The sequence below is a fragment of the Vibrio sp. MOR3 genome, assembly GCF_001557775.1.
Classification (GTDB): Bacteria; Pseudomonadota; Gammaproteobacteria; order Enterobacterales; family Vibrionaceae; genus Vibrio; species Vibrio jasicida.
Window position 1 is genome coordinate 308,506 of record NZ_LNRD01000002.1, and the last position, 23,509, is coordinate 332,014.

Annotated in this window: 20 protein-coding genes; 12 read left to right on the forward strand and 8 right to left on the reverse strand. The window is 42.5% G+C overall.

The window, feature by feature from the left end:
- Positions 1-14: 14 nt before the first annotated feature.
- Positions 15-1,346, reverse strand: a complete 1,332-nt coding sequence (locus tag ATB76_RS05995; RefSeq protein WP_061034871.1) for a D-serine ammonia-lyase — start codon at positions 1,344-1,346, stop codon at positions 15-17.
- Positions 1,347-1,361: 15 nt separating this feature from the next.
- Positions 1,362-2,699, reverse strand: coding sequence for a D-serine transporter DsdX (dsdX, locus tag ATB76_RS06000; protein ID WP_038868692.1), 1,338 nt, complete (start codon positions 2,697-2,699; stop codon positions 1,362-1,364).
- Between the two features lie 208 nt (positions 2,700-2,907).
- On the opposite strand from dsdX, the gene dsdC reads away from it, so the two are divergent.
- Entirely contained in the window at positions 2,908-3,849 is a 942-nt protein-coding gene (gene dsdC, locus ATB76_RS06005; protein ID WP_061034983.1) for a DNA-binding transcriptional regulator DsdC, read from the forward strand.
- Positions 3,850-3,853: 4 nt separating this feature from the next.
- Here dsdC and ATB76_RS06010 read toward each other — a convergent pair whose 3' ends face one another.
- Entirely contained in the window at positions 3,854-4,657 is an 804-nt protein-coding gene (locus tag ATB76_RS06010; RefSeq protein ID WP_042604558.1) for an EAL domain-containing protein, read from the reverse strand.
- 163 nt (positions 4,658-4,820) lie between these two features.
- On the opposite strand from ATB76_RS06010, the gene ATB76_RS06015 reads away from it, so the two are divergent.
- The 5 genes from ATB76_RS06015 (at position 4,821) to ATB76_RS06035 (ending at position 10,336) form a co-directional block, all read left to right on the forward strand.
- A complete protein-coding gene (locus ATB76_RS06015; protein WP_042601786.1) occupies positions 4,821-5,741 on the forward strand; it encodes a helix-turn-helix transcriptional regulator in 921 nt (306 codons plus the stop codon).
- A 170-nt stretch (positions 5,742-5,911) separates the two neighbouring features.
- Positions 5,912-6,844: a helix-turn-helix transcriptional regulator gene (locus ATB76_RS06020; RefSeq protein ID WP_038868694.1), complete on the forward strand. Its 933-nt coding sequence runs from the start codon at positions 5,912-5,914 to the stop codon at positions 6,842-6,844.
- A 70-nt stretch (positions 6,845-6,914) separates the two neighbouring features.
- The gene (locus tag ATB76_RS06025; protein ID WP_061034872.1) at positions 6,915-7,862 is read left to right on the forward strand and encodes a helix-turn-helix transcriptional regulator; all 948 of its coding nucleotides are present in this window, start codon (positions 6,915-6,917) and stop codon (positions 7,860-7,862) included.
- 570 nt (positions 7,863-8,432) lie between these two features.
- The gene (locus tag ATB76_RS06030; protein WP_061034984.1) at positions 8,433-9,446 is read left to right on the forward strand and encodes a transcriptional regulator; all 1,014 of its coding nucleotides are present in this window, start codon (positions 8,433-8,435) and stop codon (positions 9,444-9,446) included.
- 503 nt (positions 9,447-9,949) lie between these two features.
- The gene (locus tag ATB76_RS06035) at positions 9,950-10,336 is read left to right on the forward strand and encodes a hypothetical protein (protein WP_038868696.1); all 387 of its coding nucleotides are present in this window, start codon (positions 9,950-9,952) and stop codon (positions 10,334-10,336) included.
- A gap of 90 nt (positions 10,337-10,426) precedes the next feature.
- Here ATB76_RS06035 and ATB76_RS06040 read toward each other — a convergent pair whose 3' ends face one another.
- The 4 genes from ATB76_RS06040 to ATB76_RS06055 all read right to left on the reverse strand — a co-directional run bounded on the left by ATB76_RS06040 (position 10,427) and on the right by ATB76_RS06055 (position 16,207).
- Positions 10,427-12,385 (reverse strand): diguanylate cyclase, encoded by a 1,959-nt coding sequence (locus ATB76_RS06040; protein ID WP_061034873.1) that lies wholly within the window; start codon positions 12,383-12,385, stop codon positions 10,427-10,429.
- Entirely contained in the window at positions 12,382-13,554 is a 1,173-nt protein-coding gene (locus ATB76_RS06045; RefSeq protein ID WP_039974467.1) for an extracellular solute-binding protein, read from the reverse strand. Before ATB76_RS06045 ends, ATB76_RS06040 begins: the two co-directional genes overlap by 4 nt.
- 164 nt (positions 13,555-13,718) lie before the next feature.
- Positions 13,719-14,813, reverse strand: coding sequence for a 3-phosphoserine/phosphohydroxythreonine transaminase (gene serC / locus ATB76_RS06050; protein ID WP_039974466.1), 1,095 nt, complete (start codon positions 14,811-14,813; stop codon positions 13,719-13,721).
- 131 nt (positions 14,814-14,944) lie between these two features.
- The gene (locus ATB76_RS06055) at positions 14,945-16,207 is read right to left on the reverse strand and encodes a DUF945 family protein (RefSeq protein ID WP_038868701.1); all 1,263 of its coding nucleotides are present in this window, start codon (positions 16,205-16,207) and stop codon (positions 14,945-14,947) included.
- 185 nt (positions 16,208-16,392) lie between these two features.
- On the opposite strand from ATB76_RS06055, the gene ATB76_RS06060 reads away from it, so the two are divergent.
- From ATB76_RS06060 to ATB76_RS06070, 3 genes are all read left to right on the forward strand, one after another.
- Entirely contained in the window at positions 16,393-18,333 is a 1,941-nt protein-coding gene (locus ATB76_RS06060) for an ATP-binding protein (RefSeq protein WP_061034874.1), read from the forward strand.
- On the forward strand, positions 18,330-18,827 hold the full coding sequence (locus tag ATB76_RS06065; protein ID WP_038868702.1) for a response regulator: 498 nt from the start codon (positions 18,330-18,332) through the stop codon (positions 18,825-18,827). Before ATB76_RS06060 ends, ATB76_RS06065 begins: the two co-directional genes overlap by 4 nt.
- Positions 18,828-19,034: 207 nt before the next feature.
- Positions 19,035-19,583, forward strand: coding sequence for a hypothetical protein (locus ATB76_RS06070; RefSeq protein WP_038868703.1), 549 nt, complete (start codon positions 19,035-19,037; stop codon positions 19,581-19,583).
- Positions 19,584-19,795: 212 nt separating this feature from the next.
- Here the strand turns inward: ATB76_RS06070 and ATB76_RS06075 are convergent, their stop codons facing one another.
- Positions 19,796-20,383: a TfoX/Sxy family DNA transformation protein gene (locus ATB76_RS06075; RefSeq protein WP_038868704.1), complete on the reverse strand. Its 588-nt coding sequence runs from the start codon at positions 20,381-20,383 to the stop codon at positions 19,796-19,798.
- A gap of 370 nt (positions 20,384-20,753) precedes the next feature.
- Between ATB76_RS06075 and ATB76_RS06080 the strand changes: the two genes are divergently transcribed.
- The 3 genes from ATB76_RS06080 to ATB76_RS06090 all read left to right on the forward strand — a co-directional run bounded on the left by ATB76_RS06080 (position 20,754) and on the right by ATB76_RS06090 (position 23,408).
- Entirely contained in the window at positions 20,754-21,674 is a 921-nt protein-coding gene (locus ATB76_RS06080) for an HDOD domain-containing protein (protein WP_038874621.1), read from the forward strand.
- Positions 21,675-21,781: 107 nt separating this feature from the next.
- Positions 21,782-22,687 carry a lysine exporter LysO family protein gene (locus ATB76_RS06085; RefSeq protein WP_038868707.1) on the forward strand — a complete coding sequence of 302 codons (906 nt, stop codon included), beginning with the start codon at positions 21,782-21,784 and terminating at the stop codon, positions 22,685-22,687.
- A gap of 208 nt (positions 22,688-22,895) precedes the next feature.
- Positions 22,896-23,408, forward strand: a complete 513-nt coding sequence (locus tag ATB76_RS06090; protein WP_045424325.1) for a hypothetical protein — start codon at positions 22,896-22,898, stop codon at positions 23,406-23,408.
- Positions 23,409-23,509 lie beyond the last annotated feature (101 nt).

The following is a 23,509-nucleotide window of genomic DNA, read 5'->3' on the forward strand; positions in this document are numbered from 1 at the left end:
AAGTGCAAAATTTGTTAACGACCTGACTTGGCCAGATAAGCCGACATTTCCTCTTCCGGTACCATGCCGCCACCGGTCGCCCAAATTAAGTGAGTCGCGTTGTTTAATTTATCTTCAGTAAACTGCATTCGCGCCTGGTAAGCTTTATCGTTAGAAACATGCACCGCGCCAACCATGCCCGCTAGCGCCGATGGCTCTAAACGAATATCTTCCAGCTCACTTAACTCGCCTAGATGGTGATACATGCGTTCATCCGTGATGGTGTAGTAACCATCAAGCAGTCTTTCCATTGCTCGACCAACAAAACCTGACGCACGACCTACCGCTAAACCATCAGCAGCAGTAATGTTGTCGATGCCAAGATCTTGCACCGCGATGTCATCATGCAAGCCGGTGTGCACACCAAGCAGCATACACGGAGAGTGTGTCGGCTCCGCGAAGATACAATGCACATCGTCACCAAAAGCCATCTTCAAGCCGAACGCTACACCACCAGGACCACCGCCAACCCCACATGGTAGGTAAACAAACAGAGGGTGCTCCGCATCAACAATGATACCCATATCATCAAACTGCTGCTTCAAGCGTTCGCCAGCAACGGAATAACCTAGGAACAAGGTTTGAGAGTTTTCATCATCAATAAAAAAGCAAGTTGGATCTTTCTCCGCTTCTTTGCGTCCCTGCTCTACAGCAACACCGTAATCTTGCTCGTACTCCACCACGTTTACGCCATGAGAACGCAGCTTATTTTTCTTCCACTCTCGTGCATCCGCTGACATATGAACCGATACCGAGAAGCCAAGTTTTGCACTCATGATGCCGATAGACATACCTAGATTCCCTGTCGAACCTACGGCAATGCTGTACTGCTGAAAGAACTGACGAAACTCTTCACTGAACAATTTGCTGTAATCATCACTTTCACTTAGAAACCCAGCTTCAATCGCCAACTTCTCTGCATGTGTTAGCACTTCATAGATGCCACCACGCGCCTTTATTGATCCTGAAATAGGCAAATGACTGTCTTTTTTCAGCATCAAACGTCCAAGAATTTGAGTGCCGTATTGCGCTTCCAAGCATAACTTCATCTTGTCGATGTCAATAACGTTCGATTCAATAATTCCGTTAGAAGCCGCCGTTTCTGGGAAAGCTTTCACTAAGTATGGAGCAAAGCGTTTTAGTCGTTCACTCGCGTCTTTGATGTTGGCTGCACCTAAACCAACGTACGGCAGACCTTCTTCAAGTGTGGTGATATTTGGGTTGAACCAAACCACCTCTTCTAACCCAATGAGTCGCTCAACCAAAGGGAATTCTGCTACTAGTGCGTTTACGTTATGCGTAGTCATTATTGTTTACCTTTATTAGATCATGTACGACAGAAGGAATGTGCCTGCTAATGCAACAAAAGAGGCAATGAATGTCGCTGTCGTGTAGTACTTGAAGATTTCTGTCATCGTGGCTCCACAATATTGCTTCACCAACCAAAAGAGCGAATCGGTCACTATCGTACAACCAATTGCGCCAGAGCCTATAGCCAGAGTAATGATTTCTGGACTTACGTTCGGATAAAGTGGGAGTAGCGGAGCCACAATTGCCGTCGCGCCCATCATGGCAACGGTGGCAGAACCCACTGCCGCATGAAGAATAATCGCGACAAGCCATGCAAGAAGGATCGGATGCATGTCGAGATTAGAAAGTAACTGAGCCAATACATCCGCCAAGCCACTGCCCTTTAGTACGCCGTTGAATGCACCACCAGCGCCAATAATCAGCAAGATGTTGGCAATCGAAGAAAATGCACCTTCCGTTTTCTCAAGCAGCACACTCATGCCCATGTTCTGCTTAATACCTAACATGTAATAAGCAACAAAAGCGGCGATAAACATTGCTGTGATTGGGTTGCCGATAAACTCCAAAGTGGTGTACAGCGCACTGCCATGTTCCATATTGAGTTCTGCCGCCGTTTTTAACAGCATCAGCGCAATAGGTAACATCACGGTGAATAGCGTCGCCCTCAAAGAGGGTAATTGTGCTTCATCTTTCACTTCTAGTGAGGTGAACTCTTCAGGTACGGTTTTGAAAGGTAGACGTGCACCCATCACCTTCAAGAACAACGGACCGCCAACTAAAGATGCAACCAAACCTATGAGTAAGCCATAGAAAATTACAGAACCGATATCAGCACCAAGTTCATTGGTCACAAACAATGCGGCAGGGTGTGGAGGAACAATACAGTGCACTGCCATCAAGGCGGTACAGAGCGGAATGGCGAGATTTAACAGTGAGGTATTGGTTTTTTTCGCAATCGAAAAAGCCAGTGGAATTAGCAGTACCACGCCAACTTCTACGAATAGAGTAATTCCGCAAACAAGACCGATTAACACCATAATTACTTCAGGTGAGAGCCAGCGAATCTTTTGTAGGGTAAGGCCTATTCGTTCTGCCGCTCCAGACACTTCCATCATCTTGCCAAGTATGGTGCCTAAACCAATCACGACAGCAAGAAAACCAAGCGTTCCGCCAATGCCACTTTCGATAGCACTGACCATCTCTAAAGGTTGCATGCCCATCATCCCGCCAACGTAAAAACTGGCGAGTAACAATGCTAAAAAAGGATGGAGTTTAAACTTAACGATCGCAAAAACGATCATTAAGATACTCGTTATAAGGGTAGTAATGACCCAAAGGTTGGATTCCATGTTCAGACCTATGTTGTTGTTTTAATTGACTGCAATTAAACGAGGAATCCATAGCCCTGACAAACGATCAAAACTCACCTTTAGATGAAGTGAATTGAAACAAAAGCGTGATTTATACGACGTTTAGTGAATTTTTCGACCAATAGGTGAAGCTAACTATAACAACACCGTTATTATGTGTTTTATCAATTTCTACTCGTTGACGCACATGTACACCAGAGACAATATTTTCGCCAAGAACCAACGCATCAATAGCTTTCAACTTTCCAAGCTTCATACTTTTGAAGTGGCAGCACGACACTGTTCATTTTCTCTTGCGGCAGAAGAACTCTCCATGACGCCCAGCGCCATCTCTCACCGTATCAACAAGCTTGAAGAAGAGCTTGGCATTGCCTTGTTTACCCGCTCTCACCGCAAAATCACGCTCACAGAAGAAGGTGAACGTATTTATCTCGCCTTGAACAGAACACTCAACGAGTTAAATCAAGAGGTCATGGAAGTCAGAAATGGCGAAGTCTCCGGAGAGCTGACGATTTACTCTCGCCCTTCTTTTGCCCAATGTTGGCTTGTGCCTAGGTTGTACCTATTTAAGCAAAAACACCCTTCCATCGAGCTAAATATTCTTACTGGCAATGAGAACGTCAATTTCCAAGGCTATGGCATCGATGCTGCGATCTATTTCGATGAGCAAATGCCAGAAAAGTTGTGGTCGAAAGAATTGATGAGCGAAGAGATAATCCCAGTCTGCACTCAAACATATGCAGAACAATTTAATCTGTTTGAAAAACCGGCGAATTTGGTTAACGCCACCCTACTTCACGACAACCAAGCATGGGACTACAACTCTCATCACGATGAATGGGCGCTGTGGGCAAAGCAACAAGGCATAACAGGCATTGACGATATTCCAAGCATTTCATTCGACCGTTCCGATTTGGCCGTTAGTGCCGCAATGCACAATGCAGGCGTTGCTATCGGTCGACTGTCACTGGTGGACAAACGACTTAAATCCGGCGAACTGATCACCCCTTTTAAGAACCAAACTCTGCAATGCAAACAGAAATATTATGTCGTTACGGCTAACGAGAAGCACTCACCTAAATTAGCACTCTTCATTGGCTGGTTGAATCAACAAGTAAATGGGGAATAGCGAGCTACGCTCTTTTGAGTAACCGTTGGCTTTGTGCCAATGTGTCGAATGACAAATTGTCGTCAAGATCGCTGCGTAGTGTAGGTCGGTGTAAATAGTAACCTTGTGCATAATCCACACACAAACGTCGTACAAAATTCAAGTCGTCCGGAGTCTCTATTCCTTCTGCAACAAGGTCAAATTGGTACTTTTGCTTCCAAAGGCTTAAACACTGCCAAAATATCGCATACTGTTCTCCCCTCATGGTTAATAAGCTGCGATCCATTTTGACAATATCGGGCTCAACATAACGAATGATGGCTTCATCTCTGTGATTCGCACTACCAAAATCATCCAAGGCAATTTTGATACCCAAACGCTGGCAAACCTTTCTGTTCATTTGAAACATATGTTGATCAGCAACTTCCGTCGGATATTGGTTTTTCTCGGTAATCTCTAACCAGAGAGTCATTTTACCTCGGTTGCAAGACTGTAATAGAGGTAAAACATCTGCCAAAAATGAAACGCTCGCTAGATATGAAGGCGGAATATTGACCGAAATAAATCGGACAGAGCTCGGCAACATTTTCAATTGCTTGGTAAGTTTTTGAAATAAACGCTTGGTAAATTGGTTTGCGTACCCCTCCTCTTCGATACAACGAAATGAAGACTCAATACAACGAGGTGTATTCCATCGCGTTAACACTTCTGCTCCTAGAAGGAGATCTTGCCGCATACCATAGATCGGTTGAAAGATTGGATAGAATGCTCCCTTACTAATATCAGCAAAGACCTGCTTACATTTATCCTCCTTGGTTAAATTACTCATACATAACACCATTCAAAAGTATTTGTCAGCCCGAAAGAGTAAATCAACGAAACGCACAACTGTAGGCATCGAAAAATGGGATTGCTTGAGCTTTGCTATGCGCCTTCTATAATGACATAGCAATCAATAACCTAATATAAAAACAGAATGAGAGAGGTATTTGATGTTTGGCGGCTATTTAAAGCAAGTGCGGGAAGAGATTGGATTAACACAAAAAGAGCTTGCCACTAAGCTTAACCTTGCAAGCGCCGAGTTTGCCTCCATCGATCCAGTAACTATCAGTCGATGGGAAAGAGGAACGACCGCCCCCACGGTTATTAAAGCGATAAAGATTTTAAGAGTGCTGACGACAAACTTGATGCCTTTTTTGCGTCAGTTGCCAGCGAAAGTAGATAAAAACCTGCTTGCTGAAATAGCAGAGTATCGTTTTAAATCGCCATGGGCGACCTTAATGGCGTCATCTTACGACGTACCAACTCCGGCAGGAGAAGTCTTAGAATGCCCATTACTAGAAAGCGTTCAAGACGTTTACTTAGCGAATCTCAAACACTTTTTTAGCAATATTGACCTCGACAATAAGGCACTTTTTGATGTTGATTTATATCAATACCAATTAGACAAAAAATTGTTTGCCCGAAAATTCATCGACAAAAATACGAAGGAAATATTAGGACACAGAATTGCTTTTTTACTCGATGCCAACGAGCTAAGGCAATACTTTTCGTCCCCTTATTTTCCACTACCAGTTCAACAATCTCGCAGTTATTCTTCAAATAGAGTCATGGCCATGTGCACGGTATCTCGTTATTCATCCAACGAAGCCGTGTTTTGGGAAAACAATGCATCAGGGGCGAGATTTGTCGCCACTCATGCCAATATACATGACATCTACTTTTACGCGATTGACCAATGGTCGGTGAATTATATGGAAAGTTTAAATGCGGAAAAGGTTGCATTCGATACACCAGATGAAGATGGCATCGTCAAAATTGGAAATCAGTCATTCAAACGTTGTTTATATCGAGTGGACAGTGCCAATTGGCTATCTCGTCCAGAAGTCATCTCTCTGTTACAAAACGCATAGCAAGACGCTGCGATATCCTTTTAAAAACAGGAGTATGAAAAGGATATAACCAAACTCAGACATATTGTTGACATGGTTAACGGTAACACTACCTAACATTAAAATAACAACTACAATTTATGTAGACTCCGGTAAGAATTTAATAATATTCAATTTATTATGAGGTTTATATGTTTGGGGATTACCTGAAGCAACTTAGGGTCGAGGCGGGCCTTACGCAAAAGGAGCTTGCGGTAAAACTAAATTTGATCGACTCAGAATTTGTATCTATTGACTCTGTCACAGTGAGTCGCTGGGAGCGTAATAGCACAGCACCTAACCCGATTAGAGCAGTCAAAGTCTTACGCTCACTGACCAATGATCTTCGTCCGTACTTACTTTCATTGGAGGTTGAAGAAAACAGGACCCAAATCAACAACTATTTGAAAGATCGATACCGTTCTCCTTGGGATGTGTTAATGGGTTCCTCTTATCAGTCATCAAAAGAAACCGCAGAAGATGACGTAAAAGAGCTCCCCTTATTTGAATCGCGTTCAGAGAAATATGAAGAGGGATTGAAGAACTTTCTCAACAGCATCGGTATTGAAAACGAAGCACTATTCGACTTAGACCTATACCAACATCAGATAGAACACAAAATCTACGGGAAAAAATACATTAATGAAGATTCGGGTAAGCTACTTGGGCACTCTCTCTCTTTCTTCTTTCATGCAGAAGATCTCAATGATTACTTTTGCTCCCCTTTCTTGAAAATCCCGATAAAGAAAACGAAAGCTTATTCTCAAAACAAAAAAATGGCGATTTGCACACTCACCCACTTTTGCTCCGATGAGCCCACCTTCTGGATCGATCATCAAACAGGGATCGATTACCTTGCGAGACACGCAAATGTTCATGATCTTTATTACTACGCAGTCGATAAGCTAACAGCCGATTACATGATCAACATTGGGGCCGAAAAGGTCGCGTTCGACACACCCAATAAGCATGGCATCGTTAAAATCGGCCATGAAAAATACATGCGTTGCTTGCTCAAATTAGATAGTGCGGTATGGCTAACAAGGCCAGAATTATTACTGCTTCTGAAAAACCACTATGCTTAATGTTCAACGACCATAATGTAACGAGCAATTGTTAGTTGGTTCATTTCAATAATAAAAACAAGGTAAGTTTATGTTTGGAGATTATCTAAAGCAGTTGAGAATTCAACATGGATTAACGCAAAGGGAACTTGCCACAAAACTAAATCTATCTAGCCCAGAATTCACCTCGGTTGACTCTGTCACCATTAGCCGCTGGGAAAGAAACGCCACAACCCCAAACTCGGTAAAAGCAATCAAAGTGCTACGACAACTGACTTTGGATCTCAAGCCGTATTTGCTGACAATAGAAGCCCCATCAGAAGGAACGATATTAGATGATATTCTCTATGATCGTTTTCACTCGCAACGTGCGCTACTAATGTCTTCTGAATACGAAGAATTGAAATCTCAGAAAGACACTAAAATCATTGAAGAATCGATGTTCTCGAATGAAACCGCAGATCATGCCAGCCGATTGAAGAACTTCTTTATCAATGCCGATGCACACTACCCTGGTTTGATTGACTTAGACTTATTGAGCTTTCATAAAGAAGATAAAGTTATCGCCAACGTTTACCTAGATGAAGAAAGCCATAAAGTCAGAGGGCACTCCATCTCTTTTTTATTCAAAATAGAAGATCTCGAATCACTCTTTACTAGACCGGAACATACATTACCGTTTAGTTTAGCGAAACCTTATACTGAAAATAGAGAACTCGCACTTTGCTGCCTGAGTCGATACGCCGCAAACCAGCAAGTCTTTATGATGCTTCACCCAACCTTAGTGGATTATCTTGCTGCAAGATCCAACATTACCAGCCTCTACTATTACTCGTTTGATAATCAGTTCTCGGAATACCTTGTCAGCTTAGGGGCCGAAAAAGTGGCCTATGATAGCCCTGATAAATCAGGTTCAGTAACGATAGGTAAAACGGCCTATCGCAAATGCTTACTTAAAATAGATACATCGATATTGTTAGCACAATCTTCAATGATATACCTACTCCACCAACATCAACGTCATAGCAAACGTTGTTAACCAAAACATAAAGACTATCTAAATTAATGTCGGACGATTCATCGCCGCCATTAATTTAGAATAATGACTCTACTGGCAACCGAATAAGGCTAAGTTCGGCAAATAACCTTAAATAAATATCTAATATACCCATATGAAATATGTTATCTGATATGAACATTTCTCACTTTTAAGATAAGACCAAGAAATAATTTACAGCACGTATAATTGTAAATACATCATCAAGTTTTACTCTAAATTCTCAAAAATGCTGTAATTTCAGGGCTATCCATCCCAAATTAAGACAAAAAATGCGAGAACTAGGCATCTATTCATTGCTCAATAGCACAAATGCCTTCTCAATTTAATATCAAACATAATACGATTCTTATGATATTTATGAATAAATACGACATGAATATTAATGCATTTTCAACCTCCTATCAGCCGTATCAATTTTAGAAGGAAGGTCGCAAACCGAATATCGTTTATGACCTTAAAACTATTCGGTAGAGGAATGTCATGCACATAACTTAAACGAAGAATAACAATTAGCTATGGACATGTTTTAGATATATGGGAGAAAGTAAGGTGTTCGGGAGTTATCTAAAATCAATAAGAACCGCGTTAGGGTTAACTCAGGAGCAAGCATCGATTAGACTAAATCTATTAGGTGGTGATTTAGCAAATATAGATTGCGTCACCTTCAGTAGATGGGAAAGAGGCATCACTCAACCAAGCCTTAGTCGACGAGTAAGAGTGCTTCGTGCATTCGAGAATAATTTGCTACCGTACTTATGTAGCCTAGGGCTAGACTTATCGCTAAAAGAAGATGTCGAGCAATTCGAGCTGTCGCTAAAGCAACGGTATCAGGATGCGATGTCAATCATATCTGGCATTGATTACAACAGTGTACGCCAAGTCGAGCACGAGTACATCGAAGAGGAGGAGCTGAGTCAAAATAATGAGCAAGACTTTATTCATAGTTTGAACAACTTTCACGACCAATTAAAGTCGCTCAATATCAAACACAACCTCTCTTCAATCGATCTGGTCGAATATCAAAAGGATGGCCGCGCGATCGCTTATAAGTACTTATCAAGAGGTAAACTGGTTGGTCATAACATTGGTATGTTTTTTAGCTACCCAACGTTAGAAAACGAAATTGATAGGACAAAGCGAAATCGTCTTCCTATCGATACCATCGATCTGAGATTAACGAAACCATTGAAAGACAAAGGTACATATTCCTACTACGCGATTAGCCAACATTCGAAAAGCGAACGAGTATTTCGCAGGCAATTGCACACTGAGTTTACTTTCCTCGCTCAAAATGCGCATATTCATCACTACTATGCGAGCGTGACCTTAAAGAGCTCTGTTGATGTCATGTTAAAAATGGGATTTAGCGTTGCAGCCTATGAAAGTGAAAATCCTGTTGGTGCAATTAAAGTTGGTTCAAAACGCTATACACGTGCTGTCATGTACATCGAAACCAGTGAGCTATTTACTCAACCGGAGTTTCTTTACTTATTAACTTGCTGTGGTGTCTGTACGGAGCGCGAATGCGACACATGTCTAGAGCACCCACATTGCATTTGCTGATAATAAACATCGAATAACAAACAGCTCATCCATTTTTCGCCACGTTAAGGTCAATGTCGACAACATTTTGCGTCGTCGTTATTGGCCTTCCTCCGAATAGCAACGATCTTGAAAATTCACCAGCCTTTACGCTCGATAAAGTTTCTATTCTTGCCTTTTTGCTGCAACTTACTTCTTGCGCCGCGTTCGTTGATATCACTATTTGTCGTCATCATATTTGTGATTCAAATAAATTTATAGGCAAATACCATTTTAGCATTCATTAATATGCTTAAGGTTGATTAGAGAACTTACTATAACGTACCAGTTCAATCACTCTTACAAACAAGTGAAAAGCACAAATAGTATCTTTGTTTATTAAATAATTTTCACGTAAGTGCATGAAAATAAAATTACTTAGCAATTTAAGGTTTTTTCATTTCATAGATGCTATCCAAAGTCAGAATACAATCACTATGATCAACCTTTGACGCGCGAAACAGACTTGTTCACAGGTGAAAAGCATGAAAAAGATTCGCTATCCATTCGATTTGCACGGAACGCTATCAATTCGATACAGGGATAAAGTAAACCCGATTTTCCTCGATACCGATGACGATAATCAATCAGTCATCGACATTGATGACTTTGCGGTCAGATCATTTAGCTACGACTCTGAAGATCGCCTACTTAAAATATCTCTGCAAAAAGCCTTGAACTTAACTGAGATCGCCGATTGCGGTACCGTATTTACAGGAATTGAATTGGAGCAGAATAATATCAAACTAGACATTGTTTATTGCTTGTACAATGCAGGTATTATCAGCTCAAGTATCTCTTACCCATTAGATGATGCCTCCCCTATTCAGTCTATCGCAGTAGCAAAACCTTTGACACTTCACTTAAAGTGACAAGGCAGCCTCATTAATAACAGGCGAAAAAGAAAGCCCTCACTCCTATAAGGAGTGAGGGCTTTCTTATGTATTCATCGTATATCGAAACTACGTCTTTCTTGAATCGTCTTCAGTGCTCTCATAGAACGCTCTCTTACGCTCATACATGGCTTCATCTGCCATGGAGAACAAGTTATCAAGAGAGGTCCCCTCGCTTGATGCCCCACCAACTGAGAACTTAACTGGGTGACGCTTATGTTCTGAGAGTTCTATCCACTTGTCTTCTTGCGCAACTTCTAGAGAGAGGGTTAGTGCATCAAGCGCCGTGCTATCAATATTTTTCGCAATCACCGCAAATTCATCACCACCGATTCGGTAAAGCATGAATTCCTCTTTTAATACGGACTTAATCAATTGTGTTGATTTTGCGATTAACAAATCACCACGGTCGTGACCATAGTTATCGTTCAACATTTTTAATCCGTTAATGTCGATGATAATAATCGCTATTGACTTCCATCGCCCGTTTACCAACGACTGGCAAGCGAACTCATAATCTTCATCGAATGCTTTTCTATTTAGACAACGTGAAAGCTTGTCTCGACGAGCAAAATCTTCTAGTTCCAACCAAGAGTAGAGCTGCTTTTTGAATAGTTCGATCAGAATGCGTTCTTCTTCATTCATCTCATACTGACCATAATCGAAATAACCAAGTACGGTTCCTGTGGATGAGCGCATCGTTTTGATCTGCCCTCCCTTTGGATGGCTAAAACTAAACCGCATATCTGAACTTGTTATCAGACGATTCAACCCAGAGTTAATCACTCCTGGGATAGCATGATAACCAATACCTGCATGACTCGTGGTAAAGTTAATTAAAGTCATTAACTTCTCTTGGTGGGCTTCTTCTCGCGTTAAGTTGACACGCAATTCCGCTGTTTGCTCTTCAACTCGGAGCTCCAACTCTTGGTTAAAATTGGCGAGCTGAGCATTGGTGTCCTGCACTTGCTGATTAGCTTTCCGTAAATCTTGGTTACGAATCTCCAGTTCATCCATGTGGTTGGTCAATTGTAACCACAACGAATCTAACAAGTTCATCAGTTGGCGGAACTCTTTAAATTGAAAACGTTTTGGTCGTAAGTCTGGGCGAGTGTTGTTTTTAAAACTGCGTACGACGATTTCCATCTCTCGAATTGGACGCGTAAGCCAGCGACTCGCGACCACGGCGATACATAACGTCACCACTAAAGTTGCGATTATGATATTGAGTAGCTGTTGCTTAGACTGCATCAACTCCTGATTACGTGCTACGTTAGACACAGAGTGAATCATCGAAACTTCTAATGGTTCAACAAAGTTGTTGTTCAGCACTTCAATATTGGTTAGATGTCGAGAGGCATCACCCTTCGTTTGACTGACAGAGCCATAATGAAAGTTGACACTTTCTTGTGCGTAAAGGAACGGTTGCGATATCTGAATCAAGTCCTGATACGACACTAATACAACAAGATAACCTTGGGGTTCATATTCGGAATCAGGCAGCAAAGTATATGGCAGCAATGGACTCACAAAAACAAGACCACTTTGACCACCTTTGAGTACCAAGCCTTCATCAAAATAGGTGGTATGAAACATTTTCCCTTGTTTGTATACCGCATCTGCTGCGCGTATTTTTTCTAATAACTTACTGTTTTCCAGATGGTAAACTGACCCGTTGCTCTCATACATCGGCTGCCAGTTTTTGTCTATGATGTACGTAGTACTGACGTTGGTCGCCAACTCTTCAAAGGTTTCAATCATTTGCCAAATGATGCTCGAGTAAAGAACGTTATCCATCCCCTGAACTAACAGGCGATCTTTCGAGTACCAACGCGTTAAATTGGCAATGAAGGTAAGGTCTTCTTTGACGGTTTTCTGAATACCTTGATTGGTATTCTCTAGCTTGATTTCTTTTTGCACCAACAAATCTGCTTGGTGTTTATCAATCATGCTAGTACCTACCCAATAAGCAGGTAGCAACGATCCGAGCACCACGATCAACGTTAAGATATTACGCAAACTGATCATGATGAAGACTTCCTGCTTTTATGGATATGCTCGGAATGCTTTTGGATAAATTCAACCACAAACTCAGCGGCGCTTTCTGCTGGCATTCCAGCTTTAAAACGCTTGTAGCCACGAATCAATGCCTCCCATGTGACCGCCATTTCCACCGTACTCGGCATAGCATAAGCGGGCGTTAGCTCTTCATACAAGTCACTGTAATAGGTGGTGTCAGAGTCATACCACTTGCGATTGATAGAACGATTAGTAGAAATCAAGTTTTGGTTGATGATCACATCTTCAATAAACTCTGGTTTTTGTACAATCATCGCCAAGGTTCGCATGGCTTTCTGCTTGGCAGGGTTGGCCATCGCCTCCTCGTTAAACGCCAACACTTTACCACCACTTAAAGAATGCATGTGATGATTGTTGTAGGTAGGCAAACTGCTGATTTTCAGTTCTTTAGAAAAATGTTGTTTTAGCTCGCCCAGAGCCCAATCACCATCGATAAGATAGGCAACTTCCCCTTCAATAAACTGCTGGCGAGCTTGCTCTTGAGAGTAGTTATCTTTGACGACTCCTTCTTGGGGCAACTCACCATAAAATCTAAGCGCCGCCGCTAGCGCACCAACATCAATATCGGTCACCGGTTTTGAGCGATGCTCCGAAAACATAGGTACAAACGACATTAAAAAGTACATGTTTGGATATTGCATCGCGAGTGAGGATTGCCCCTTCTTAGCCTCTTCCAACAATTTTTCCCACGTAGGTTGTAGCTCTTGGGTCAATTTAGTGTTTACGTACAACACAAGATGGTTACCCAAACCTAAAGGCACACCATAAATGGCATTATCTACCGTTACCAATTCCAGAGCTTTGGGCTCAATGCTCTTTTCTTCTATCCAAGTGCTAGGAATCTTAGCCAAGTCAAAGTAGTCATGCAGCCCAAGGAAGTCTGACGGCACCCAAATGACATCCGGTATGGTAATGCCAGTTTGCTTGGCCAATAACAATTCAGAGCGGATGTTGTTTACATCAAACTCTCTGATCGCTAATGTGTTTCCTGTTTGCTCTTCAAAACGTTCGTTGATTTCAGCAACCGTTGAATATTCAATGCCGCTCCATACTTGGATCTCCTGAGCAACAGTCAGGTTAGAGAAGCAAAGCAGTAGGGTTAAGCAGAGGTTTCTCACTAGAATTCTCGAAAATAGATGGTGTTACAAAGATAGCGAACCAATGTTGGTTATTCAAAACCGTCCAATGGTTCTGTGCGAATGATTCCATTAGAAAACGATCTTGTAGAAAGTAAAAAGCGCCGCTATTGCGACGCTTTGGAGGATTATATCACAGGTCTGGATTAAGCATACTCTTGCTCAAAGTTGCGCATAAAGTCGACCAACGCTTGCACACCTTCTAACGGCATTGCGTTATAAATTGAAGCACGCATACCGCCAACCGCGCGGTGCCCTTTTAGTGCTTTTAAACCTTTAGCGTCCGCTAATTCAAGGAATGTTCCGTCTAACTCTGGCTTTGCCAGTTGGAATGGTACGTTCATTAAAGAGCGGTTCTCTGGATGCACACCGTTACGGTAAAAATCAGACTGGTCGATGTAATCATAAAGCAGCGCCGCTTTCTCACGGTTCACTTGTTCAATAGCTTTAACACCACCCTGCGCTTTTAGCCATTTGAAAACTAGACCAGATAAATACCAAGCAAACGTCGGGGGTGTGTTGAACATAGACTCTTTTTCTGCCAGCACTTTGTAGTCCAAAATGCTTGGTAGTACTTCTTTCGCTAGACCAAGCAGATCATCACGAACAATAGCAATCGCGATTCCTGATGGGCCGATGTTCTTTTGCGCGCCCGCATAAATCACAGCGTATTTCGATACGTCAATTTCTCGCGAGAGAATCGTTGAAGACATATCCGCAACAATCGGTTTGTCGGTCACTGGTAGATCATTAATTTCAATACCATCAATGGTCTCGTTTGGACAGAAATGCACATACGCTGCGTCAGGGGCAATTTTCCACTCTGTTGCAGGTAGTACGGCCGTTTTACCATCAATCACTGTCTTCGCGTTGAAAACATCTGGTTCACAGTATTTTTTGGCTTCTGCCACTGCACTTTCAGCCCAGTAGCCACCATCGATGTAAGTCGCAGTTTCTGCATCACCTAATAGATTAAGCGGAACAGCGGCAAACTGAGCACGAGCACCACCTTGGCAAAACAGTACTTTGTAGTTACTTGGGATATTAAGAAGATCACGAAGGTCTTGCTCTGCTTCTTCCGCAACCTTGATGAACTCTTTACTACGGTGACTGATTTCCATCACTGAAGTTCCAAGATCTTGCCAATTAATTAGCTCCTTTTGTGCTTGCTGCATGACTGCTTTTGGCAGACCTGCTGGCCCTGCACTGAAGTTAAATACGTTGTCCGTATTTTGTTCCATGATGCTCATTGCTCCTGCTAAGTAAGTATGACGAAATTAATATCATGTTTTCGTGGGGATAAAAACAACAAAAGAGGTCTTACGACCTCTTTTTAATCTGAAAAAGCTAAAAACTTACGTTGTAAACTTGCCTATTGCATCAATGCAGGCATAAGCAACGCGATTAAAGGAAACTCTTGTCCATTTTCGAACTTCAGTTTCCCATCAGAAATTTGTGCTTTCAATTGGTAGCCGTTGTCTTTTTTCTCGATAAGTTCCATCACCATCAGCTCATCCACGCTTTCTTGGATGAATGGGTAAAGATCCACAAGCTCATCAGAGAAATAAGTGCTTAACGAACCGCTTGTTGCCGTCATTAACTTCATTGGGTCTTGAGTGATATTATCCGTTCCTTCTGGTACAGACAGTTGCCATTCGTTACGGAATTTACCTTCACCAAACGCAAGAGAAAGCTCATTCACTGACAATTTAAAGCCCTTGCTAAACAACGTATCAATGTGAGGAAGCAACGTTTGGATTTCTTGCTCATCTAGCATTGGCGAGTTTTGATAGATAGACATAATCTGATCAAACGATTGGCTGTCAACATCGGCGATTGAAAAGTCCAACTTAAAGTTGTCGACATCTGTCCCATCCGTCAAACGCAGTTGGTTGGCTTCTAGGTTCAATTTACTGTTGAGTTTGTCGCCAGTTTCATTAAGAGAAGTGTTACCGTTGTATGTCGCGTTCTCAATCATAAACATCGGAGCAAGTTGCGCATCAACGACATCCAGCTTCTGCAATGAGAACGTTTGTTCGCCTAACCAGTACCCCTTTGCTTGCTTACCTTTCCCTTGACCAGTCAGTTCGGTTAAATGAATTTCTTCGCCGTTTTCAAAATCCACTTGTACTGAAGGCACTGAAACTTGATAGTTCAGATCACCAAGCACCGTCACGTCACCAGTGATTTGTAATGGGCTCGTCGATAATGACATTCCTTGAGCATCATTTTGATAGTTCCAGCTATCCAAATCTAAGGTAAAGGCAGTATTACCGTTTAGTTGGGTTTTACTGTGCATCGTAAGTGGTAGGAAATCAGCGTCCACCAGCTTAGAGTCCGCCGTAAGGCTGGTTAAACCGTGAGATAAGTCACTCGTAACATCGAAAGTTGTTGGCAAACCATCACGCTCAAGTTGAGTTTTGATATCTGGGTCAACCACGGTGTAACGAGTAAGGACAACCGAAGAAAGGTAACCGCGGTCGTATTCCACGATCTCGCCCTTCACCATGTCATCATTCATGTTTGCAATACCATCTTCAATGATGGTTTGACCAATCTGCCCAACCGCAAGTGGCCAACAAAGCGCAAGAGAAATGGCACCACCGATGGCACCTATTTTTTTAAGATTTTCCATAACATCACTTATTGAGTATTTGTGCTCAGTCTAACCCAAACCCTAAGCGGATAAAACATTGAGTTAAATCAGACTATTGATGGTTATTTTAGTTCATTAATCAAGAACAATACTCAGCTCTCAACCATTGCGGTGTTTAATTGATATGTTGTTTGTGCCAAGTTTTAACCGGAGCTCAAACACCTGTGAACCGTTACGCTGTATTGTGCCTCGACAATAATCCTATCAGCGCTGAGCAATTTCGATTGGAGTTGTCCGCCTTTTCAAGCAAATTTGATATTCTCTCTGTCGAATCCATAGAAGAAGCGCAGAGCGCACTCGAATACCTAGAAGAAAGAGAGCAAACCGTCGCTCTAGTCATCGCGAGTCACCACGCACACTTTAATGGTGTTGATTTTCTTATCGGTCTAGACCGAAAACCTCACACGCAAAACGCTCGGAGAATACTGATCAGTTGTTCATCCGATATCGAAGCTATTTTAACGGCGGTAAACGAAGGGCGTCTCGACCACTGCTTGACCAAACCTCTACCCGATAAAGTTCTTTTCAATACTGCCCAAAAAGAATTGACTCAATTTATCCTTCGTCACGACAAAGAAGATTTGCTCAGCTATAGCCAAATTCTCGATCAGCACAAGTTGTTACGTGCGCATATTGAAAACCAAATGAGTAACTATCAGGCGGGCTTTTTGAATGATTACCATGCCCTCTCTGATAGTGAATTGGCAGAGCAAGTGATTAGCGCGTTGCAATGTTTTTTCACCCAAGATGACGATAGCGAAGCATGCCGAACCTACTCACCCGAACACTTACTAACGGTAGAGGGAGAGCCAAACAGCTTTCTATGGTTTATCACCAGTGGCGAGGTTGCGCTTTATAAGCGAGACGAACTTGGTATGCAACGTGAGGTCGTTCGTCACGCAAAAGGCAACATCGTAGGTGGCATGTCGTTTGTTACTGGAGAAAGCTCCTTCTCGACAGCGTTAACACTGACCAAAACAGAAGTCATAAAACTGGACAGAAAAGTGTTCCGTAAGGTGATGCAGAGTGATTCTAACTTGCTACCACTGTTTACTAATTTGCTCCTTCGTCACTTTAACCGCCGATTACAACGCAGTATCAATACCAAGTTGAAGCTACAAAAAACCTTAGAATCATTAGAGTCTGCTCATCAACAATTAATTGAACGTGAGAAGATGGCCATGCTCGGCCAATTAGTCGCTGGCGTAGCGCACGAGCTCAATAATCCAATCGCTGCGATATTGCGTGGCGTCGAAAATCTAACCCATACGCTAGAAGACTTACTCACCAAACACCCAACCCACGACATTCAAGAAAAAGGCGTAGAACTGCTCACTCATGCCCAAAAAGCCAAGCCAGCCTCAACAGCAGAACTTAGGGAACGAGTGAAACAACTCAGCCATTACCTACCCGAGCGCGCTTTAGGGAAAAAAGTGGTCAATCTAGGATTAGAATCAGACTTGGCCTTCATCGATAAACTCAATCGCCAAGAACCGGCGTCACTGCACTCATTGGGAACGTTAGAACAATATCACCAAGTAGGCGCATCACTTCGCTCGATTAACGTCTGCGCCGCCCGTATTGCCGACATGGTTAAGAGCTTAAAAGGTTACGCTCGTTCAGATGATGAAACACTACACTATGCTGACCTTCATGAAGGCATAGAAGATACATTGGTCATCTTCGAGAATCGCCTCAAATTGCATCAGGTCACGACAGATTATGCGAGCTTACCCAACACGTTGTGTCAGCCTATCGCGTTACAACAAGTGTGGACAAACCTCATTTCCAACGCAATTGACGCATTCCCAGAAAAAGGGAGACTCAGCATTCAGTCGCAACTAATCGAAAAAAACCATCAACCTTATGCAGTGATTTCGTTTAAAGACAACGGATGCGGCATTCCTGAACAACAGAAGAAAGCGATTTTCGAACTTAACTTTACAACAAAGAAAGAAGGTAACTTTGGCTTAGGTATCGGGCTTTCAATTTGCCAGCAAATCGTGGCAAGCCACAATGGTTGGATTGAAGTGGATTCTGAGTTGAGCCATTTCACCTGCATGAAAGTTTGGCTACCTATCACATCAGAAGGAGATGAAACATGACGAAATATCTGATTTTGTGCGTGGATGACGAAAGAGAAGTCTTGGATAGTGTCCTTCAAGATCTCATGCCCTTTGAAGATAACTTTGTTGTCGAGGGTGCAGAGTCTGTCACAGAAGCGAAACAGGTGATAGAAGAAATGACCGACGAAGGCGTTCGTTTGGCTCTCATTCTTTGCGACCATATTATGCCAGAACAAACTGGTATCAGCTTTTTGATTGAGTTGAGTCAAAATAGCGACACTCGATCTGCACGTAAAATTCTGCTCACAGGACAAGCCGGGCTAGAAGATACCGTAGAAGCGGTGAACCACGCCAGTTTAGACTACTACATCGCAAAGCCTTGGAAAGGCGAAGCGCTTCGAGAGGCGCTTGTGTCGCAACTGACTGCTTTCATGATAGAAAACGACGATAACCTTTTATCATGGACTGCAATTCTAGATTCCGAAGCCATTTTGAACGCTATGGCAAAACGACGCAGTAGCTTTGGTGAATAACCGCTCCCGATAGAAAACGCGGACAGATAAAGAGAATCTGGCGCGTTTTTTGCTGTTAAGTTGGCACAATTGAGTCAATTGACAAAACATCGACACATTTTTGTTGGTCGTAGACCTTCGTTTTTATTATGATGTCGAACAAATCAGATTACGGTTCAAGTGGTTACTTGGATCCATGGAACTATAAGACAAGGTTTATCGTTAGTTATGCGTAAAACACTATTAGCCGCTGCCCTTTTGTTGGCATCTAGCCAAGCTCTAGCTGCGAACGATTACAACGCTCCAGCAACAATGAGCAACTTTAGCTACGACTACATGGAAGCTCGTATCGGTGCAAGCCCAGTAACATTCGGTGCTGGTTTCAGCAAATCAATTCACCCAAATGCGCACATCATTGCTCGCATCGACTCTGAATTCGATGGTGATTTCGATTCAGCAGCGGGTTTTGGTTTCCACTCGCCACTAAACAACTGGGCTGATCTAACAGGTGCAATGCTAATGCGTGTTGTACAGCCTTCAAACTCAAGCAGTACTGATGTTGGTATGGAACTTAACCTTGGTGTTCGCCAATGGCTTGGTCCTCAACTAGAAGTGGGTGGTAAAGCTGGCTACGTGTCTATCGATAACGATGACGATTGGATTGGTTCTGTTTACGCTCGTTTCCACTCTACAGAGCTATTCTCTCTGGGTGCAGAAGCGCGTATTAATGATTTCTATGGTGATCAAGTGATGTTCACCACTCGCTTCAAGTTCTAATCTCAAGTTGATTGAAATCTAATTGAAGCCGAAAAACAAAAACCGAGGTACTCACCTCGGTTTTTTTTGTTCTTAATTATTGATTCGTTGCAATGACTAACTCGAATGAAGTGGCTAAAAGCATCCAACTTCCTTTTGTCGCTTTCAACGCTCACTTTTATGACTCGCTGACTTCATCTAAGACGAGTCAATCATCGTGAAACTAAATAAGCTTACTCACACATTGCCAGTAGCTGCTTTTTACGTGGCTCTTGGATAAGTTTCCAATGAACGCCGTCAATTGCACCAGCAAATTTCCATAAAAGCTTCACGTCGACATCACTGCCGTACGCAACTCTTACTTTATTGAATACTTCCACTGGGCCAAGTTCCAAAAACGTCTCTACGTCATCGATTCCTGCTTTTTTCACCATACGTTCTAACGTCAGTTGCATGTTTGGCAGATCACGTAGGCGTCTACTGGCTGAGGACTTTTGGTATTTACGTTCCTTAATTGAACAATCTATAGATTTTTGTAACAACGTATCAAGACCAGCAAAGCCAGCATCGAATAAGTCTGTTACGTCATAGTAGTTAACTGTTGCCGTCGTTTGTTTTTTGACGTGCTTATATTTTTCACAGTTAAGTTGAGTAAATTCTGCGTCGAGTTCGTCTCCGCCGCGCAAGTAGCAACAGTCGTTACTTACAAGAGCAAACATAGCGTCATTGCTAAATAAACCAATGCCGCCGAACATTGAACGTTTCTGATACTCACTAAAATTGCTTACATAGTTAAAAAAAGCTTGGTCTGTCATGTCCATTGACCTCTTTAATCTGAATAAATTACCCCGATTAGCGATGTCACCAGATGAACAGCAGCTTAGTGCGAATTATAAAATGTCGATATGTTGGCGATATTTTTGTGAATTGCGCTCACCAACTGCCTTAATCATACTTAACGTTGAAAAATAAGTTAGGATCTATGTCACATATGCCAAAGTACAAATTCCACATACGTGATTAGTTTCACACTTACCCATCCTAAAGCGATGTTTTTTTGACACAATCACTGCCAAAAACCGAACGCCATGGTGATTAATACAGCAATTGCGAGAGTCAAACCTGTATTTAATTGATTACTAACATACTGTGAGGGTACACTGTACGAAAGCTCTCTAGCACAGCGTCGTAATGGAACATCTATCATTTTTTTGGCTACCCAATAATAAAGATAAGCTTATAAAAGCATTGGAATCTGAGTTCGCTCAACTGGTAGAACAATCCATTTCTACCGGTAAAATATCCCTTCCTCCCATCCCTGATGTCGTACTTAAAATTCAGCAGCTTTGTACTGAAGAACATACAACGATTGCCGACATTGCTAATGCCCTACTCGAAGACCCGGGTCTTGCTGCTGTAGTTGTTCGTGTCGCTAACTCTGTTATCTTTAACCGCCGCAACATCACCTGTAATGATCTCACGACCGCGGTTTCACGCTTAGGTATCCTGAGGGTAAGAGATATCGTTACCGCACAAGCTATTGAACAATTAAAGCACTCGGTGAACTTAACCAAAGAATGCAATGCCATCTTAGTAAAGAGCGCAGCGGTCTCCCGTGAGCTTGGCGCAGCAATGGTATTGGTGGTTCAAGAGTTTAAAAAACATGAGCCCGCTACCTATGGGCATCTCGAGCAAGAGAAAGCCTTACTTGTTGGCTTACTTGCAGATATCGGTTTGTTCTGCCTTATCAATGAATACCACCTGTATCTTGATAGAGGGAATTACCTCGATTCTGATATTGCTTTGCAAATATTCCAAACTCGCTGCTCTGCAACCAGTAAACTCGTGCTTGAGAAATGGGGCTTCGACAACGATTTCCGTGAAGTGTCTTCAAACGAAAAATATCAAACTTCCCGTCCAGAAGTGAGCTATCTGGATATCGCCCGCATTGCAAACCATTTATTAATGTTCCGTAATCAGGATGAGCGAATTGAAGAACACGAAGTAGAATTTAATTTAACTGGTGCAGAAGTCTTGTATGAACTCAGCAATATGAGTGATACTGACTTCCAAAGTGAAATTAAAGAAGTTCTCAGTGCCAGCGGCCTTTAATCTCCCGATACATCAAATCCAGCCACGTTAAAGCTCAAATAGTGTTTTGATTCGTTTATACGTGGCTAAGTTATTCTGCTTACCTCATAAAGGAATCATTGAGTTTTATGTTCTCAGGGATGCTATTTATCTTCGCCCCATTGGTGGTGGGCTATTTAATTCCAATTTCTCGAGCTTCGATGTTGGAGAAAATCAACAAGTCGACCTCATACCTCATTTACGTCATTCTTTCTTTGATGGGTTTGAGCCTTGCAGCATTGGACAACCTTGGTAGTAATTTACAAACTATTCTTCTTTACGCTGGCACATTTTTCGCCTGCCTGAGCGTATGCAACCTACTCGCTTTACCTTTGGTCGATAAGCTGCTTCCTTTGCAAACCGATCAGAATCAAAAGAAGCTTCCTCTTTCGTCAATGGCTTTAGAGTCAATCAAACTTGTCGTTGTTGTGGGTGGTGGCCTAGTTGCTGGCTTGTTTCTTCCTATTGGTTTGTCTTGGGTGGACACAGCGAGCGAGTGGATTTTATTCCTTTTGCTTTTCTTTATCGGCATTCAACTACGCAATAGTGGTTTGACGCTTAGACAAATCCTACTCAACAAGCAAGGTATGGCGATTGCGACAGTGATCATTGCAACGTGTATGCTTGGCGGCGTAATTGCTGCAATGATTTTGGATCTTCCTCTTTATCAAGCTTTGGCGATGTCTTCTGGTTTTGGCTGGTATTCACTGGCTGGCATTTTGATGGGTGACGCCTTTGGGCCTATCTTTGGCGGCGCTTCTTTCTTAATTGAGCTGATGCGTGAATTGGTCGCGTTGATTGCCATCCCACTACTTATTCGCAGTTATCCATCTACAGCAATTGGCTACGCCGGCGCGACGGCGATGGACTTTACCCTACCCGTCATTCAAACCACGGGCGGTGTTCGATGTGTGCCTGTTGCCATTGTAAGTGGCTTTATCTTGAGCTTATTAGTGCCAGTTATGATGCTTTTCTTTGTGTCTCTTGCTAGCTAGATCTCAGGAATATTCATTAACATCCATTACAATACGGCAAAAATTCAAATACCCAAGTAACCTCAAAATGCTCAATTCGAAGAGAATTTTCTGGTTCACCGCTTTGTTATCGAGCCCTTTAATTTTTAACTCTTGGATCGGTAATCAGTGACAGGCAAGGCATATGTCTATTGGGGTTACAAAGGGAATACAACCAAAAGGAATAATAATGAAACGCTTTGTCATTGCGGCGCTCCTCGCTACAAGCTCAACTTTTACTTTTGCTGCTGATCAGCAATGTCTTGCAACTAAATACGATGGCTACATTGATGCTTCCCTACAGTGGTATCAAGATCTCGTAGACCTAACCGTGACTCAATACCCTGACTTAAACGAAGTTAGCCAATGGTTCTTAGAAGGCCGTAAACACCACTTCGAACTCAACCGTGAAGCAGTACATTATTTTCTAGAAAACGATCCAAGCCGAGTAGCAACAGAGCAACCGGTTGAAGCATGGTTGAAGCTAGAACAACACGATGTGAAGCAACTGGCGACACGCAGTGATGCCCTAGGTGAAGCGGCGAAGAAAACCTTCAGCGATCGTCAATCTGCTAACCATCCAAAGAACTACGACCTACGCTCAGCGTTTGCTGACTTGCTAAGCCATCCAAAACAGATCGATTCTGCGCTTAACAAGTATAATCAATCAATTGCTAAGATTGAAAAGCAGAAGTGTGAGTAAGACCCCGCCTAAAGTTTCATTTCAGCAACATGGGTTTCAATAATTAAAACGGGACTTTGCGCCCGTTTTGGTTTAGATTGTGCCGCTCGCATTACCAAAAT

What these genes read in the sequence shown, in the direction of transcription:
- ATB76_RS06025 (WP_061034872.1), top strand. Translation starts at nt 6,915, where the DNA reads ATGTTTGGAGATTATCTAAAGCAGTTGAGAATTCAACATGGATTAACG.
- ATB76_RS06080 (WP_038874621.1), top strand. Translation starts at nt 20,754, where the DNA reads ATGGAACATCTATCATTTTTTTGGCTACCCAATAATAAAGATAAGCTT.
- ATB76_RS06065 (WP_038868702.1), top strand. Translation starts at nt 18,330, where the DNA reads ATGACGAAATATCTGATTTTGTGCGTGGATGACGAAAGAGAAGTCTTG.
- ATB76_RS06085 (WP_038868707.1), top strand. Translation starts at nt 21,782, where the DNA reads ATGTTCTCAGGGATGCTATTTATCTTCGCCCCATTGGTGGTGGGCTAT.
- dsdX (WP_038868692.1), bottom strand. Translation starts at nt 2,699, where the DNA reads ATGGAATCCAACCTTTGGGTCATTACTACCCTTATAACGAGTATCTTA.
- ATB76_RS06015 (WP_042601786.1), top strand. Translation starts at nt 4,821, where the DNA reads ATGTTTGGCGGCTATTTAAAGCAAGTGCGGGAAGAGATTGGATTAACA.
- dsdC (WP_061034983.1), top strand. Translation starts at nt 2,908, where the DNA reads ATGTACACCAGAGACAATATTTTCGCCAAGAACCAACGCATCAATAGC.
- ATB76_RS06040 (WP_061034873.1), bottom strand. Translation starts at nt 12,385, where the DNA reads ATGATCAGTTTGCGTAATATCTTAACGTTGATCGTGGTGCTCGGATCG.
- ATB76_RS06070 (WP_038868703.1), top strand. Translation starts at nt 19,035, where the DNA reads ATGCGTAAAACACTATTAGCCGCTGCCCTTTTGTTGGCATCTAGCCAA.
- ATB76_RS06035 (WP_038868696.1), top strand. Translation starts at nt 9,950, where the DNA reads ATGAAAAAGATTCGCTATCCATTCGATTTGCACGGAACGCTATCAATT.
- ATB76_RS06090 (WP_045424325.1), top strand. Translation starts at nt 22,896, where the DNA reads ATGAAACGCTTTGTCATTGCGGCGCTCCTCGCTACAAGCTCAACTTTT.
- serC (WP_039974466.1), bottom strand. Translation starts at nt 14,813, where the DNA reads ATGGAACAAAATACGGACAACGTATTTAACTTCAGTGCAGGGCCAGCA.
- ATB76_RS06055 (WP_038868701.1), bottom strand. Translation starts at nt 16,207, where the DNA reads ATGGAAAATCTTAAAAAAATAGGTGCCATCGGTGGTGCCATTTCTCTT.
- ATB76_RS06075 (WP_038868704.1), bottom strand. Translation starts at nt 20,383, where the DNA reads ATGGACATGACAGACCAAGCTTTTTTTAACTATGTAAGCAATTTTAGT.
- ATB76_RS06010 (WP_042604558.1), bottom strand. Translation starts at nt 4,657, where the DNA reads ATGAGTAATTTAACCAAGGAGGATAAATGTAAGCAGGTCTTTGCTGAT.
- ATB76_RS06020 (WP_038868694.1), top strand. Translation starts at nt 5,912, where the DNA reads ATGTTTGGGGATTACCTGAAGCAACTTAGGGTCGAGGCGGGCCTTACG.
- ATB76_RS05995 (WP_061034871.1), bottom strand. Translation starts at nt 1,346, where the DNA reads ATGACTACGCATAACGTAAACGCACTAGTAGCAGAATTCCCTTTGGTT.